The following is a 14,130-nucleotide window of genomic DNA, read 5'->3' as shown; positions in this document are numbered from 1 at the left end:
AGGTCGTGAGTCCACGGATTGAGATGTGCCGGATACGGCAACACCGAAGCAGGCTCCGAGGTCAGACTGCAATGACGGGCAGTTCGATCGTAAAGCGTGCCCCACGGCCCGGCCCGTCACTGTGTGCTCGGATGCGGCCGTGGTGGGCTTCGACGAGGGTACGGGTGATGGTCAAGCCGATACCGCTGCCGCCGTGGCTGCGGTCGCGGGCGGTATCGGCACGGTAGAAGCGATCGAAGAGATGGTCAAGGTGCTCGGGAGCAATACCCTCACCGGTGTCTGCCACCGTGACCTCCACCCGATCGTTGCCGGCTCGTCTGCTGGTGACGGTGACCGTGCCGCCACAAGCGGTGTGACGCAGGGCATTGTCGAGCAGATTACCCAGGACCTGGCCGAGCCGATCGGGATCGACCGACACGACCATGGAATCGTCGAGACGGCTGTGCAAGTCGACGCCTTTGCTCTCGTACCGTTCGCGCACCGCATCGACCGCGGCGGTGACCAAGACGCCGGTGGTGGTGGGCACCGGCCGGATGCGGGTGAGGTGTTCTTCGGCGCGCGAGACCGCGGTGATGTCCTGGGCGAGACGCCCCAGCCGGTGGGTGGCCTCGCGCAACACGTGTCGAGTGTCGTCGTCGAGAGTGCGGACGCCGTCGTCGAGGGCTTCGAGATAAGAGTCGAGGGTCGCAATCGGGGTGCGCATCTCGTGGCCGAGGTCGGCGAGCATCCGGCGACGGGTACTTTCCGTGGCGCCGAGGCGGCGAGCGAGTTCGTTGACGGTGACGGCGAGTTCGTCGAATTCGCGGCCGAGACCGGGGCTGGGTACGCGGGTGTCGTACCGGCCACCGGCGATCCGGGCGGTCGAGGTGGTCACCGCGGTCAACGAGCGTTGAACACGCCGGGTGACGTACCAGCTCACCGCCAATGCCAGCAGCACCGCGACCGCGACCGCCAGACCCCAGGCAAGGACGATTGCCCAGGCGAACGCCTCTTCGACGTGCGCGGCCTGGCTGGAGTTGTGGTCGATGCCGGCCTGGCCGAGGTGATCGTGGAAGATGCCGGGCGCGAGGGCGGAGGCGACGAGCCACGCACTGGCGGCGCAGCCGATCACCACCACGGTCAGGGCGAGGAAGAGCCGGGTACCGAAACTCGATCCCGCCAGCGCTTGCCGGGGCGATGCGGCTGAATCTCGTCTGCGGTGGGGGCGCCGGGCCGTCATTGTCCGGCGCCCATCTTGTAGCCGACCCCGCGGACGGTGCGCACATAGCGGCCGCGGGTGGCGTCGTCGCCGAGTTTGCGGCGCAGATGACCGATGTGCACGTCGACCAGGTGTTCGTCGCCGGTCCAGCTCGGTCCCCACACCGCCTCGATCAGCTGGGCCCGGGTGAGCACGGTACCGGGATCGCGGGCCAGGGCAGCGAGGACGTCGAATTCGGTGCGAGTCAAGGCCACCGGCCTCCCGGCAACGGTGACGTCCCGGCCGTCGACATCGAGGGCCAGGTCCCCGGCGCGTCGGATCAGATCGGTGGTGGCGGTCTCGGCGGGTCCGGGTGTGGCGGTACTGGCGCGGGGACGGCGCAGCATGGCCTGGATGCGGGCCATCAATTCGCGGGGGCTGAACGGTTTACTCATGTAGTCGTCCGCGCCGACGGACAGCCCGATGAGGGTGTCGATTTCTTCGGTGCGGGCGGTGAGCATCACGACATAGGCGTCGGAGAACGTCCGCAGTTGCCGGCACACCTCGACCCCATCGAGTCCTGGCAAACCGAGATCGAGGACCACGACGTCGGGGTCGACCTGTCGGGCGAGGGCGACGGCGTCGGTGCCGTCGCCGGTGAGCGCGGTCTCGAACCCGTCGCGTTCGAGATACGAGCCGATCAGGTTCGCCAACGGTGCTTCGTCTTCGACGACCATCGCCCGCAACCCGGTCGACGGGCGCGGCGGCGCCGCAGGATCGCTGGTCGCGGTGGGAGTGCGAGCGGAGGAGTCCATGGCGTCCATCTTCACCAGCGGACACCGCTGCCGACGACGCAGTGGGGCTTCTTGAGCAAATCTTCATACGACCTCCACAGGAATCAGGGGGTACACGCGTCAGGCTTGAGACACCAACGGAGAAAGGAGGCGATCATGATGGGCTGGGCAGGAGAGCTGACCTGGACCGGATGGATCGTCATGGCCGTGTGCATGTTCGCGTTCTGGGCGGTGGTGCTCTACCTGGTGGCCATGATGTTCCGCACCGACCGTGCGAACGGGCCCGGCCGCACCCTCGAGGAGTCCGATCCGCTTCAGCTGCTCGAGGCGCGGTTCGCTCGCGGTGACATCGACTCCGATGAATTCGTGGCCCGTCGGCAGGTGCTGATGCACCCCGGCGACACCACGTCGGTCGAGCACCGGCAGGGGCAGGTTCATGGCTGAGCTGGGCCGTCGATCCTTCCTTCTCGGATCAATACTTGCCGGGGCCGGAGTCCTGATGGCGTGTTCCGGGTCGGGCTCACCGACCGGCGCCCCCGTGCAGGCCTCGTCGACTGCGGTGCGCCGTCTCGAACAGCAACGCCGCATCCCGGGTCAGCAGGTGGTCTCGGCGCGGTTGACGCCGCGTCCGGTCCAGGTGGACCTGGGCGGGCGCATCGTCTCGACCTGGGGATACGACGACACTCTGCCCGGTCCGCTGATCCGGGCCCGCGCCGGGGATCTGCTGCGGGTGGAGGTCGCCAACCAGCTGCCGGCGCAGACGAGTGTGCACTGGCACGGGCTGGCGTTGAGCAACGACATGGACGGTGTGCCCGGGCTGACCCAGGATCCCATCGCGGCCGGGGCCCGGTTCGATTACGAGTTCACCGTTCCGGATTCGGGTGCCTACTTCTATCATTCGCATTCCGGGCTGCAGCTCGACCGCGGCCTGTACGGCGCCCTGATCATCGACGACCCGAACGAGCCCGGCGACTACGACCACGACTGGATCGTGGTGCTCGACGACTGGCTCGACGGCACCGGCCGCACCCCCGACGATGTGGCCCGCGACCTCGGCATCGGCGCCACCGGTGAGGGTGGCGACGCCCCGATGGGCGGGATGAACCACGGCGCCATGGGCGGTATGGACGGTATGGATATGGGGGAGGAATCGATGCTCTCCCCGCTGCTCGGCGGCGCCGGGGACGTGAGCTATCCGCTTTTCCTGGTCGGCGGGCGTGTACCGGAAGACCCGATGGTGTTCACCGCGAGACCCGGGCAGCGGGCACGGATCAGGTTCATCAACGCCGGCGCGGACACCGCCTTCCGCGTCGCGCTCGGTGGGCACCGGATGACCGTCACCCACACCGACGGCTTCCCCGTCGTGCCGCAGGATACCGATGCGCTGCTGCTCGGGATGGGTGAGCGTGTCGACGTGCTCGTCACTCTCGGCGATGGCGTATTCCCGTTGTTCGCCCAGGCGGAAGGTAAGACCGGGCACGGGCAGGCCCTGGTGCGTACCGCTGCCGGCGCGCTGCCCGCCCAGTCGAGGCCCGGCGAGCTGGACCGGCAGGTGCTGCTCGGCACCGACCTGGCACCTCGGGAGTATGTGCGCCTGGCCGAGAAGGAGCACGATGTGTATCACAGCGTGGACATGGGCGGGACCATGTCGCCGTACCGGTGGACTCTCAATGGCCGCGCCCATCCCGACATCCCGCCGCTGAACGTCAACGAAGGGCAGCGGGTGCGGATGCGGATGCGGAACATGTCCGACATGTTCCACCCGATGCACCTGCACGGGCACACTTTCGCGCTCACCGACACCGGCCTGCGTAAAGACACCGTCACGATCGGGCCGATGCGCACCGTCGAGATCGAATTCGACACCGACAACCCGGGCCAGTGGGCGCTGCACTGCCACAACGCGTATCACCAGGAAGCGGGAATGATGACCACCGTGTCCTACCTGGCCTAGTGGCCGCACCGGACGGGCCGTTCCCGGTCGGTGCCGGCTCTCACTGTTCCTGTCCTAGTGACCGTTTCGAGAAAGGACCACCTCCCATGAACAACAAGAAGATTCTCGCCGTCGGCGCCACCGCCCTGGCGGTGGTGTTCGCCGCCGCTGCGTGCAGCGATACCGGGACCGACACCACCGTCGCGACCTCGCCGGCCACGACCTCGGCCACCACCACCGCCGCCGACGAGGCCGCGGCACACAACGCCGCCGACGTGATGTTCGCGCAGATGATGCTGCCGCACCACAGTCAGGCGATCGAGATGAGCGACATGTTGCTGGCCAAGCAGGACATTCCCGCGGACGTGACCGCCCTGGCCGAGCAGATCAAGGCCGCTCAGGGCCCGGAGATCGCGCTGCTCGAGTCCTGGCTCGAACAGTGGGGTGAGCCCACCGAGATGCCCGAGACAGGCCACGACATGCCCGGCATGGACATGGACGAGGGCATGGGGGGGATGGAGATGGAGGGGATGATGAGCGAGGAGGACATGCAGGCGCTGTCCGATGCGCAGGGTACCGACGCCGCTCGCCTGTTCCTCGAGCAGATGATCGCCCACCACGAAGGCGCAGTCGACATGGCGCAGACCGAGATCGAGGACGGACAGTTCCCCGACGCCGTGGAGATGGCCCGCACCATCGTCGACACTCAGCAGCAGGAGATCGAGACCATGCGTGAGCTGCTGACCACCCTGTAACCAAGCCCCGCCCGGTTCCTCTCGGCCCGCCCGCCATCCCAGGAGGCTTTCGATGTCGCACCCGCAGCACGGACACCCCCACCCGGACCCGGACCCGGCGCCCGCCCGCCGCGATCACGGCGCCGATGTCCAGGGCCCGCCACTCGCCGAGCATGATGCGCACGTCGGGCACGGCGAGCACCTCGCCCATGTCGGTCACGACACCCACCCTGAGCACGACGCTCATGGCGGTCATGGTGGGCACGATCGGCATGCCGGGCACGGGGCACATGGGGAGATGTTCCGCCGCCGGTTCTGGGCGTCACTGGTGCTGGCGATACCGGTGGTGTTCTTCAGCCACATGGTCGCCGACCTGCTCGGCTACACCATGCCGGACTTCCCCGGCGCCATGTGGATTCCCCCGGTGCTGGGCACGGTGATCTTCGTCTACGGCGGCATGCCGTTCCTCACCGGAGGCTGGGCCGAACTCCGCTCACGCCGGCCCGGGATGATGCTGCTGATCGCCATGGCGATCAGCGTCGCGTTCCTCGCGTCCTGGGTCACCACCTTGGGTCTCGGCGGGTTCAACCTGGACTTCTGGTGGGAACTGGCCCTGCTGATCGTGATCATGCTGCTCGGGCATTGGCTCGAAATGCGTGCCCTCGGCTCCGCCTCCGGCGCCCTCGACGCACTCGCCGCGATGCTGCCGGACACCGCCGAGAAAATCGCCGAGACCGGCACCACCGACGTGCCCTTGTCGGAACTGGCGCTCGGGGATCTGGTGCTGGTGCGCGCCGGAGCCCGGGTGCCCGCCGACGGCACCGTCACCGACGGCCGCGCCGAAGTCGACGAATCGATGATCACCGGCGAATCCAAGACCGTGGTTCGCGAAGTGGGTGACACGGTGGTCGCCGGCACCGTCGCGACCGACAGCGCCCTGCGGGTGCGCATCACCGCGGTCGGCGAGAACACCGCCCTGGCCGGCATCCAGCGGATGGTCGCCGACGCGCAGGCCTCCTCGTCCCGTGCCCAGGCGCTGGCGGACAAGGCCGCGGCGTTCCTGTTTTACTTCGCCACCATCGCCGGCATCCTCACCTTCGCGGTCTGGACGCTGCTCGTCGGTAGCGTCGACGAAGCGGTGGTGCGCACCGTCACCGTGCTCGTCATCGCCTGCCCCCATGCTCTCGGATTGGCGATTCCGCTGGTGATCGCAATTTCCACCGAACGCGCCGCCAAATCGGGGGTGCTGGTCAAGGACCGGCTCTCGCTCGAACGCATGCGCACCGTCGATGTGGTCCTGTTCGACAAGACCGGCACCTTGACCCAGGGCCGGCATCAGGTCACCGGTGTCGCCGCCGCCCACCAGATCACCGACGAGCACCTGCTCGCGCTGGCGGCGGCCGTCGAAGCCGATAGCGAGCACCCCGTCGCCCGGGCCATCGTCACTGCCGCCGACGAGCGGGTGCCGGCCAGCGAGCGGATCGCCGCCACCGACTTCCGGTCGCTGCCCGGCCGCGGGGTGCGCGCCCTCGTCGACGGCACCGAAATCACAGTCGGGGGCCCGGCCATGCTCAGCGATCTGCGGTTGTCGGTGCCCGCCGACGTCACCGCCGTGACCCAGGAGTGGGTGGCGCGCGGAGCGTCGGTGCTGCACCTCGCCGAAGGGGACCGCGTCCTCGGGGCCATCGCGCTCGAAGACGCCGTCCGCGAGGAATCCCGTCAGGCCATCGACGCCCTGCACGCCCGCGGGGTCAAGGTCGCCATGATCACCGGCGACGCCCGGCAGGTCGCCGACGCCGTGGCCGCCGACCTCGGGATCGACGAAGTCTTCGCCGAGGTGCTGCCCGAGCACAAGGACGCCAAGGTCACCGAACTGCACAGCCGCGGCCACAAGGTCGCCATGGTCGGCGACGGCGTCAACGACGCCCCTGCCCTGGCCCGCGCCGATGTCGGTGTCGCGATCGGCGCCGGCACCGATGTGGCCATCGAATCCGCCGGGGTCGTGCTCGCAGCGAACGATCCGCGGGCGGTGCTGTCGATCATCGAACTCTCGCATGCCAGCTATCGAAAGATGTGGCAGAACCTGGTGTGGGCCACCGGCTACAACATCATCGCCGTTCCCTTGGCCGCGGGTGTGCTCGCGTTCGCCGGCGTCGCGATCTCTCCCGCGGTCGCCGCGATTCTCATGTCCGTCTCGACCATCGTCGTGGCGCTCAACGCCCAACTGTTGCGCCGCCTCGACCTCGACCCCACCCGTCTGGCTCACACCTGAGCCGGTCACCCGAGCGATCCGAAACGAGTTCCTGCTTCTCATGTCGAGTTTTCCCCTGCGCCGGTGGGCGCATGTCCTGATGCCTGTTGCTGCTGCGGCGGTGCTTGCCGGTTGCACGACCGGCGAGCAACCCGCAGCATCAGCGGGTTCGACTTCGTCCCCCGTGGCCTCGGAGGTGCCCGGCGTCGCGTTGGAACCGGCCCTCGATCATCTGCACGGTCTGCACCTCGATTCCGGCGGTGTGGTGCTGGCCGGTACCCATACCGGTCTCGTCGAGATCGCCGCGAACGGGCGCACCACCCGCGTCGGTGACTCCGACGACGACTTCATGGGACTGACCGGGACGCCGGGCACCGACCGTCTGTTCGCGTCCGGGCATCCGGGTCCGTCGAGTTCGGCGCCGAATCCGTTGGGGCTGATCGACAGCACCGACGGCGGCCGCACCTGGACGCCGAAATCCTTGACCGGCGAGGTGGATTTTCACGCTCTTGCTACAGACGGTGAGCTGCTGGTGGGTTTCGACGGTGTCACTGGATTGCTGATCTCCACCGACGGTGGCAGCAGTTGGACCGCGGGTGCGCCGGTGGCTGCGGCCGCGCTCGCCGTCACCGATGCCGGGGTGTGGGCGAGCACCGCTGCCGGGCTGCAGCACAGCACCGACGGCGGGCGCACCTTCACGGTGGTGCCGGATGCCCCGCCGCTGGCGTTGCTGTCCGCGGCGCAGGACGGCTCGTTGTGGGGTATCGACACCGACGGCGCGGCGTGGCGCAGCCGTACCGGCCAGAGTTGGGAGCAGCATGCGGTGCTCGGGCCGGTCGAGGCAGTGCTGGCCGTCGACTTCGACACCGCCTACGCCGCGACCGCCCAGATGCTCTATCCGCTGAACTGACCCCGGAGGAGCATGCTCACTCCGCGACGGTGAACCCTCGAGTCGACTCGAAGGTCAAGCCGATGCCAGGTCTACCGGTGTTCGGCCTGCCGCAACACGGTGATCAGATCGGCGGTGCTCGGGGCACCCTCGAGCCCGTCGGCGGTGCGGTAGACGCGGCAGGTCAATCCGACGCCCTCGGTGGGGCCGAACGGATCGGTCCCGTCGATGCGGATGGTCGGGGATCCGGGGAAGGCGACGCGCTCGGCGGCCTCCGGGGTCTCGATACGGCGCAGCCGGATCGGGGTACCGGCGTTGCCGGTCGCTGCCAGCGCCTCGGCGAGGCGGTCTCGGGCCTTCTCCCAGTTCGGGCAGCCGTCGAAGTACAGCAGTTCGATGTCCATCTCCACCCGAGTCACTCTCACTGGTTCTCGGTGGCGGGAACGGCCTCGGAGCGGCGTTCGAGCAGCACGGTGTCGCGCCAGATGCCGTCGAGCCGGCCGATGCGCTCGCGCACACCCACGGTGCGGAAACCCGCCGAATGGTGCAGCGCCAGGCTGGCCCGGTTCTCCGGGAAAATCGAGGTCTGCAGCGTCCACAATCCGCCCTGATCGGCGGCGATGACCTGGGTGCGCAGCAGGGCCTTGCCGACGCCGCGCCCGCGCATGCCGTCGCCGACATACACCGAATTTTCGGCCACCCCCCGATAGCACTCGCGGTTCGATACCGGGCTCAAGGCTGCCCAGCCGACGACCTGTGCGTCGATCTCGGCGACCCAGCGATGCTCGGGCAACCACTGGCTGTCGAGGTGGTCGCGGCTGGGGACTTCGGTGGTGAACGTCGCGGCGCCGGTGGCGATGCCGTCGGCGTAGATGCGGCGCACCGCCTCCCAGTCACCGCCCGCAAGTGGGCGCACGGCCACATCGGCCGGGACATCCTCGGGGCAGCACGGGCGGGCGGTGAGCACCCCCATGACCGCGTCGGCAGCACTGGGCAGGTCGCTGCAGCAGCTCGGGTTGACCCGCACCACGGTGCTGGTGCCCTGTTTGCCGGTGATGACGAAGCCGACGTCGGCGAGTTTGCGGACGTGATGGGAGATGGTGGGCTGGCCGATCCCGAGCCTGTCGGCGAGCTCGCCGACGGTGATGCCGGACGGATGGGCGGCGACGTGGTGCAGCAGCCGCACCCGCGTGGGTTCGGCCAGGCAGGCGAACCATCCGGCGTAGGTGGCCGCATCCTGCGGGCTCAGGGCGTCGAAGTCCACCTCCGCGCCGGGGGTCACCGTGATCGGTAAGCCGAGTGCTGTCATACCCCCACTGTATCGATCAGCATCGATGGTTGCATACATCGACGACCATCGATACTCTGACAGCAGCTTAGATCGATACCCATCGATGAAAGGATCTGTCATGAGCGAGTTGCCCATCGTCGTCGTCGGAGCCGGACCGATCGGCCTGGCCGCCGCCGCCCACCTGCGCGAACGCGGCCTCGAACCGCTGGTACTCGAACGCGGCGACGTCGTCGGAGCCGCCATCACGCAATGGCACAGCGTCCGCACCTTCTCCCGCTGGGCCGAACTGATCGACCCCGCCGCCCGCCGCCTCCTCGACACCACCGGCTGGAAGGCCCCCGACGACGACGCCTACCCCACCGGCCAAGACTGGACCGGGCAGTACCTGACCCCACTGGCGGATGCCCTCGGCGACGCAGTCCGCCTCGACCACGAGGTCGTCGGCATCGCCCGCCGCGGCCGCGACCGCATCGTCGACGCCGGCCGCGACACCGAACCCCTGTCGGTGCACCTCCGCCACCGCGACGGCACCGAAACCCGCCTGCTCGCCCGCGCCGTCCTCGACGCCTCCGGCACCTGGGCCACCCCCAACCCGCTCGGCGGCGAAGGCCTGCCCGCCCTCGGTGAACGCGCCGCAGCCGAGAAGATCACCTACCGCGTCCCCGACCTGGACGACGACGCGGTGCGCACCCGCTACGCCGGACGGCACACCGTCATCGCCGGCAGCGGCCACTCGGCACTCAACGCAATCGTGGCGCTGGCAGAGCTCACCCGCACCGACCCCGGCACCCGCCTGACCTGGGCGGTGCGCCGCGGCGAGGTCGGCGCCGCGTTCGGCGGCGGCCAGGACGACCAGCTGCCCGCCCGCGGCGCCCTGGGACTGCGCGCCAAGAAGGCCGTCGACGACGGGCTGCTCACCGTGGTCACCGGGTTCCGCACCGCCGCCGTCGAACCCGCCACCGACGGTCAGGTCGTCATGGTGTCCGATACCGGCGCCCGCCTCGAGGCGGTCGACGAGGTCATCGCCTCGACCGGCTTCCGGCCGGACCTGTCGTGGCTCTCGGAAATCCGTCTCGACCTCGACCCGGTGCTGCAGGCCCCGACCGCACTCGCCCCGCTGATCGACCCGAACGTGCACTCCTGTGGCACCGTCTACCCGCACGGGGCCGCCGAGCTCACCCACCCCGAACCCGGCTTCTATGTGGTCGGGATGAAGAGCTACGGGCGGGCCCCGACGTTCCTGGCGATGACCGGCTACGAGCAGGTCCGCAGCATCGCCGCCGCCCTGGCCGGCGACCACGATGCCGCCGCCCGCGTCGAGCTGACCCTGCCCGAGACCGGGGTGTGCGGCGGCGCCGGAGTGTTCGACGACCCCGCCGCCGACACCGCCACCGAGGCCGCGGCCGGTGGGTGCTGCGGTGCGCCCGAGCCGCAGTTGGTCACCCTCTCCCGCACCGGCGGATAACGCCGGTGACCGACACGTCGACCCGCCCGCAGCCCGGCGCTCTCACCGGCGCCGGGCTGCGGCGGGTGCTGGCGGTGCTGTGCCTGACCGAGATCACCAGCTGGGGCATCCTGTACTACGCGTTCCCGGTCCTGTCGGTCTCGATCTCCGCCGATACCGGCTGGTCGCCCACGTCGATCACCGCGGCGTTCTCGCTCGGTCAGCTCGCCACCGCGCTCGCGGGTATCCCGGTCGGGCGCATCCTCGACCGGGTCGGACCGCGCACGATCATGACCGCCGGCTCGGTCCTCGCCGTCCCCGCGCTGGTCCTGATCGCGCTCGCCCCCACGCTGCCGGTGTTCTACGCCGGGTGGCTGCTGGCCGGCACCGCGATGGGCGCGGTGCTCTACCCACCGGCGTTCGCCGCGCTGACCCGCTGGTACGGCGACCGCTCCGTGCACGCCCTGATGATCCTGACCCTCGCCGCGGGCCTGGCCAGCACCATCTTCGCCCCGTTGACCTCCGCAGTGGATCAGCAGTCGGACTGGCGCACCACCTACCTGATCCTCGCGGCGATCCTCGCCGCGATCACCATCCCCGGACACTGGTGGGGACTATGCGGATCCTGGCCCGCCGCGACCCCACCGGCGAACGGCGCGGCCCTGGGGCACCGGGAGATCGCCCGCAGCCCCGCGTTCCTCGCACTGGTGGGCGCGTTGGCTCTCGGTGCGTTCACCGCCTTCGCCGGGGTCTTCAATCTGGTGCCGTTGCTGCTCGAACAGGGCTTCTCCCCGTCGGTGGCGGCGGTGACGCTCGGGCTCGGCGGCGCCGGACAGGTCCTCGGCCGCCTCGGCTATCTGACCCTGGTCGCCCGTACCAGCGTCCGCAGCCGCATCGTGGTGATCCTGGCCGGCACCGCGGCAACCACCGCGCTGCTCGGGGCGGTGACCACGGCCGCGGCGTTGATCGGCGCGGCGATCGGCGCGGGACTGGTGCGCGGATTGTTCACCTTGATCCAGGCCACCGCCATCACCGACCGGTGGGGCTCGACCCACTACGGGCGCCTCGGCGGGCTGATGTCCGCCCCGATCGTCCTGGTCATGGCGTTGGCGCCGTGGGCGGGAACCGCCCTGGCCGGCGCGACCGGCAGCTACGCCACCGCCTACCTCGTGCTCGCGGTCGTCGCCGCGCTCGCCGCACTCCTGGCGATCGCGTCCGTGCCGCGGCTGACCCCCACCGACACTGTCGAAGGAACACCATGACCGACTATGACGCTCTCGTCGTCGGCGGTGGCCAGTCCGGCCTCGCCGCCGCCTACGCTCTGTCTGCTCGCGGCCTGCGCACCGGGCTGCTCGAAGCCGGCGACGAGCCGGTCGGGGCCTGGCCGCACTACTACGACAGCCTGACCCTGTTCTCCCCGGCGAAATACAGTGCCCTGCCCGGCCTGGCGTTTCCGGGCGCCCCGGACCGCTATCCGCGGCGCGACGAGGTGATCGAGTATCTGCGCCGCTACGCCGCCGGACTCGACGTCGACATTGTGACCGGCTCCCGCGTCGAGACCGTCACCTGCGAGCGGGGCGTCTACACCGCCCACACCGCTGTCGGCGGCAGTGTCACCGCGCCGATTCTGATCGCGGCCACCGGCTATCTCGGGTCCCCGAATATCCCACCGCTGCCGGGGCTGGACACGTTCGGCGGCACGGTGCTGCACACCGGCGACTACCGCGACCCCGCTGCACTCACGGGCCAGAACGTGGTGGTGGTCGGTGCCGGTAACTCGGCGGTGCAGATCGCCACCGAACTCGCCGAGGTCGCTACTGTGACTCTGGCCAGCCGCCGACCGCCGAAGTTCCTGCCGCAGCGGATCTTCGGCCGTGATGTGCACTTCTGGCTCACGGTCACCGGAGTCGACCGCGCCCCCTTGGGGCCGTGGCTGCCTGCGTCGCCGACCCAGCAGGTCCTCGATACCGGCCGCTACCGGCGTGCCCTGGCCAGCGGCAACCCGCAGCCGCGGCCGCTGTTCACCGGCCTCGACGACCGCCGGGTGTTCTGGCCCGACGGCGCCGCCACCACCGCCGACACCGTGCTGTTGGGTACCGGTTATCGCCCGCACCTGCCCTATCTGACCGGTCTCGGCGCTCTCGACGAGACGGGCCGGCCCCGGCACCGGCAGGGTCTCTCCACCACTCATCTGGGGCTGGGGTATGTCGGTCTCGAATGGCAGCGCAGCCTGTCGTCGGCGTCGTTGCGCGGGGTCGGCCGCGACGCCGGCCGGGTCGCCGATCGTGTGGTCGCCGCCGCCCGGTCCCGCCGCGCACTGCCTATCCGTCCCTGACCGGCGCTGCGTCCATAGATGTTCACGGAAACGGTGACACCATGGACGGCACACCGCCCGTCCCCTCGGGGGCGGGTTTACCTATCTCTCGTGCGATCCGTCGCCGATTCGAGACGGTGGGCGGCATGTCTGCCGCCGCATGCCCGCATCCGCGTTTACCATCTGTCTCAATGAGAACCCGCGTCGTCGAACGGGTTCCGGCCGACACGACCGCGGGAGCGGCGCTGATGGACATGGACGAACAGTTGCACCAGCTGGCGTGGCAACTCCAGCACAACGGACACGACTGGAGTGAAGTCGCCGCCGAGCTCGGCTGCGACGAAACCGTCGCCCGGGCCATGGCCGACCGATACCTCGCCGACTCCGAGACTCGAGCACAGAAGGACCAATTCTCGCTGTTCGATCTCTGAGCGGCGCACGTCATCCCGCGCTGCTGCTGTTACGCCAGCCGTCCGGCGGTCACGACACGGCGATCCGCGCCGCGCCACTGCGGCAGGTACGTCCGACGTGGCATCCGAGGGTCGACGGGGGCGCTATATCGATTCGCGACATGAGACTGAATTCGGCCGGCAGTTGTGGAGGCCGCCCGGGAGGGGGAAGTCTGGTATCGACGGCCATCGAGTGCCGTCGGCTCCCTGGACAGGTGGTGGATCATGGGCCATTCCGAGCGGGTGGACAGGGTCGCTATCGCCGGCGAGCTCGAACGCACCCGTGTGCATCTGCACCGGCTCCTCGCCGACGCTTCCGACACCTCGTTGCGGAGTCGATCGGCGGGGACGCGGTGGACCAACGAGCAACTGTTGTTCCACATGGTCTTCGGGTACATGGTGGTGGCGGCGCTGCTGCCCTTGGTGCGGATGGTCAGCCGGCTGCCCGCCGGAGTGGAGCGTCGATTCGCCCAGGTCCTCGATGCCGGTACGCGGCCTTTTGACGTGGTGAATTACTACGGTTCATGCGCTGCAGCCCTGGTGTTTGACCGGAACCGGATGGGCACGAAAGCCGACCGGGTCATCGGTGCGCTGAGCCGCCGACTGCAACGCGAATCGGAGCAGGCGTTGGGACGGGGAATGTTCTTCCCGGTGCGCTGGGACCCGTTCTTCACCGATTACATGACCATTGGTGAGCTGTACCGATATCCCGTCAGACATTTCGATTTCCACGAACGACAGCTCACTCTCGATCGTCCGCATTGAGTCAGAACTCAGGCTTCGAGGCAGCAGACTCTTCGATTCGGTTCTCGCGGCTTGGGCACAGGACCGAAACATCGTCCGGGATGCCTGAG

General features: G+C 69.3%; 14 protein-coding genes. 10 read left to right on the top strand and 4 right to left on the bottom strand.

Annotated elements, in window-relative coordinates:
• Positions 1-61: 61 nt before the first annotated feature.
• Together MB1_RS02840 and MB1_RS02835 are read right to left on the bottom strand one after the other, a co-directional pair.
• Complete coding sequence (locus MB1_RS02840; RefSeq protein WP_084350733.1) at positions 62-1,219, bottom strand: sensor histidine kinase; 1,158 nt, start codon at positions 1,217-1,219, stop codon at positions 62-64.
• Entirely contained in the window at positions 1,216-1,992 is a 777-nt protein-coding gene (locus MB1_RS02835) for a winged helix-turn-helix domain-containing protein (protein ID WP_174531929.1), read from the bottom strand. Before MB1_RS02835 ends, MB1_RS02840 begins: the two co-directional genes overlap by 4 nt.
• Before the next feature lie 135 nt (positions 1,993-2,127).
• On the opposite strand from MB1_RS02835, the gene MB1_RS02830 reads away from it, so the two are divergent.
• The 5 genes from MB1_RS02830 to MB1_RS02810 all read left to right on the top strand — a co-directional run bounded on the left by MB1_RS02830 (position 2,128) and on the right by MB1_RS02810 (position 7,799).
• Positions 2,128-2,415, top strand: coding sequence for an SHOCT domain-containing protein (locus MB1_RS02830; RefSeq protein ID WP_066903553.1), 288 nt, complete (start codon positions 2,128-2,130; stop codon positions 2,413-2,415).
• Positions 2,408-3,925 carry a multicopper oxidase family protein gene (locus MB1_RS02825; protein ID WP_066903551.1) on the top strand — a complete coding sequence of 506 codons (1,518 nt, stop codon included), beginning with the start codon at positions 2,408-2,410 and terminating at the stop codon, positions 3,923-3,925. Before MB1_RS02830 ends, MB1_RS02825 begins: the two co-directional genes overlap by 8 nt.
• An 86-nt stretch (positions 3,926-4,011) precedes the next feature.
• Complete coding sequence (locus MB1_RS02820) at positions 4,012-4,659, top strand: DUF305 domain-containing protein (protein ID WP_066903549.1); 648 nt, start codon at positions 4,012-4,014, stop codon at positions 4,657-4,659.
• Positions 4,660-4,711: 52 nt separating this feature from the next.
• Positions 4,712-6,910 (top strand): copper-translocating P-type ATPase, encoded by a 2,199-nt coding sequence (locus MB1_RS02815; RefSeq protein ID WP_084350731.1) that lies wholly within the window; start codon positions 4,712-4,714, stop codon positions 6,908-6,910.
• A 40-nt stretch (positions 6,911-6,950) separates the two neighbouring features.
• Complete coding sequence (locus MB1_RS02810) at positions 6,951-7,799, top strand: F510_1955 family glycosylhydrolase (protein ID WP_066903545.1); 849 nt, start codon at positions 6,951-6,953, stop codon at positions 7,797-7,799.
• A gap of 71 nt (positions 7,800-7,870) precedes the next feature.
• Here MB1_RS02810 and MB1_RS02805 read toward each other — a convergent pair whose 3' ends face one another.
• Together MB1_RS02805 and MB1_RS02800 are read right to left on the bottom strand one after the other, a co-directional pair.
• Positions 7,871-8,182, bottom strand: a complete 312-nt coding sequence (locus MB1_RS02805; RefSeq protein ID WP_059384779.1) for a DF family (seleno)protein — start codon at positions 8,180-8,182, stop codon at positions 7,871-7,873.
• A 17-nt stretch (positions 8,183-8,199) separates the two neighbouring features.
• Complete coding sequence (locus tag MB1_RS02800; protein ID WP_066903543.1) at positions 8,200-9,087, bottom strand: helix-turn-helix domain-containing GNAT family N-acetyltransferase; 888 nt, start codon at positions 9,085-9,087, stop codon at positions 8,200-8,202.
• Between the two features lie 100 nt (positions 9,088-9,187).
• On the opposite strand from MB1_RS02800, the gene MB1_RS02795 reads away from it, so the two are divergent.
• The 5 genes from MB1_RS02795 to MB1_RS02775 all read left to right on the top strand — a co-directional run bounded on the left by MB1_RS02795 (position 9,188) and on the right by MB1_RS02775 (position 14,041).
• A complete protein-coding gene (locus MB1_RS02795; RefSeq protein ID WP_066903541.1) occupies positions 9,188-10,534 on the top strand; it encodes an FAD-dependent oxidoreductase in 1,347 nt (448 codons plus the stop codon).
• 5 nt (positions 10,535-10,539) lie between these two features.
• The gene (locus MB1_RS02790; RefSeq protein ID WP_066903539.1) at positions 10,540-11,775 is read left to right on the top strand and encodes an MFS transporter; all 1,236 of its coding nucleotides are present in this window, start codon (positions 10,540-10,542) and stop codon (positions 11,773-11,775) included.
• A complete protein-coding gene (locus MB1_RS02785) occupies positions 11,772-12,848 on the top strand; it encodes a flavin-containing monooxygenase (RefSeq protein ID WP_059384776.1) in 1,077 nt (358 codons plus the stop codon). Before MB1_RS02790 ends, MB1_RS02785 begins: the two co-directional genes overlap by 4 nt.
• Before the next feature lie 170 nt (positions 12,849-13,018).
• The gene (locus MB1_RS02780; protein WP_226435577.1) at positions 13,019-13,258 is read left to right on the top strand and encodes a hypothetical protein; all 240 of its coding nucleotides are present in this window, start codon (positions 13,019-13,021) and stop codon (positions 13,256-13,258) included.
• 243 nt (positions 13,259-13,501) lie between these two features.
• Positions 13,502-14,041 (top strand): DinB family protein, encoded by a 540-nt coding sequence (locus MB1_RS02775; protein WP_066904104.1) that lies wholly within the window; start codon positions 13,502-13,504, stop codon positions 14,039-14,041.
• The last annotated feature ends 89 nt before the right edge of the window (positions 14,042-14,130 follow it).

The sequence above is a fragment of the Millisia brevis NBRC 105863 genome, from assembly GCF_001552615.1.
GTDB classification, from domain to species: domain Bacteria; phylum Actinomycetota; class Actinomycetes; order Mycobacteriales; family Mycobacteriaceae; genus Millisia; species Millisia brevis.
Note: the sequence above shows the minus strand (reverse complement) of the source record. Positions and strands in the feature narration are given on the sequence as shown.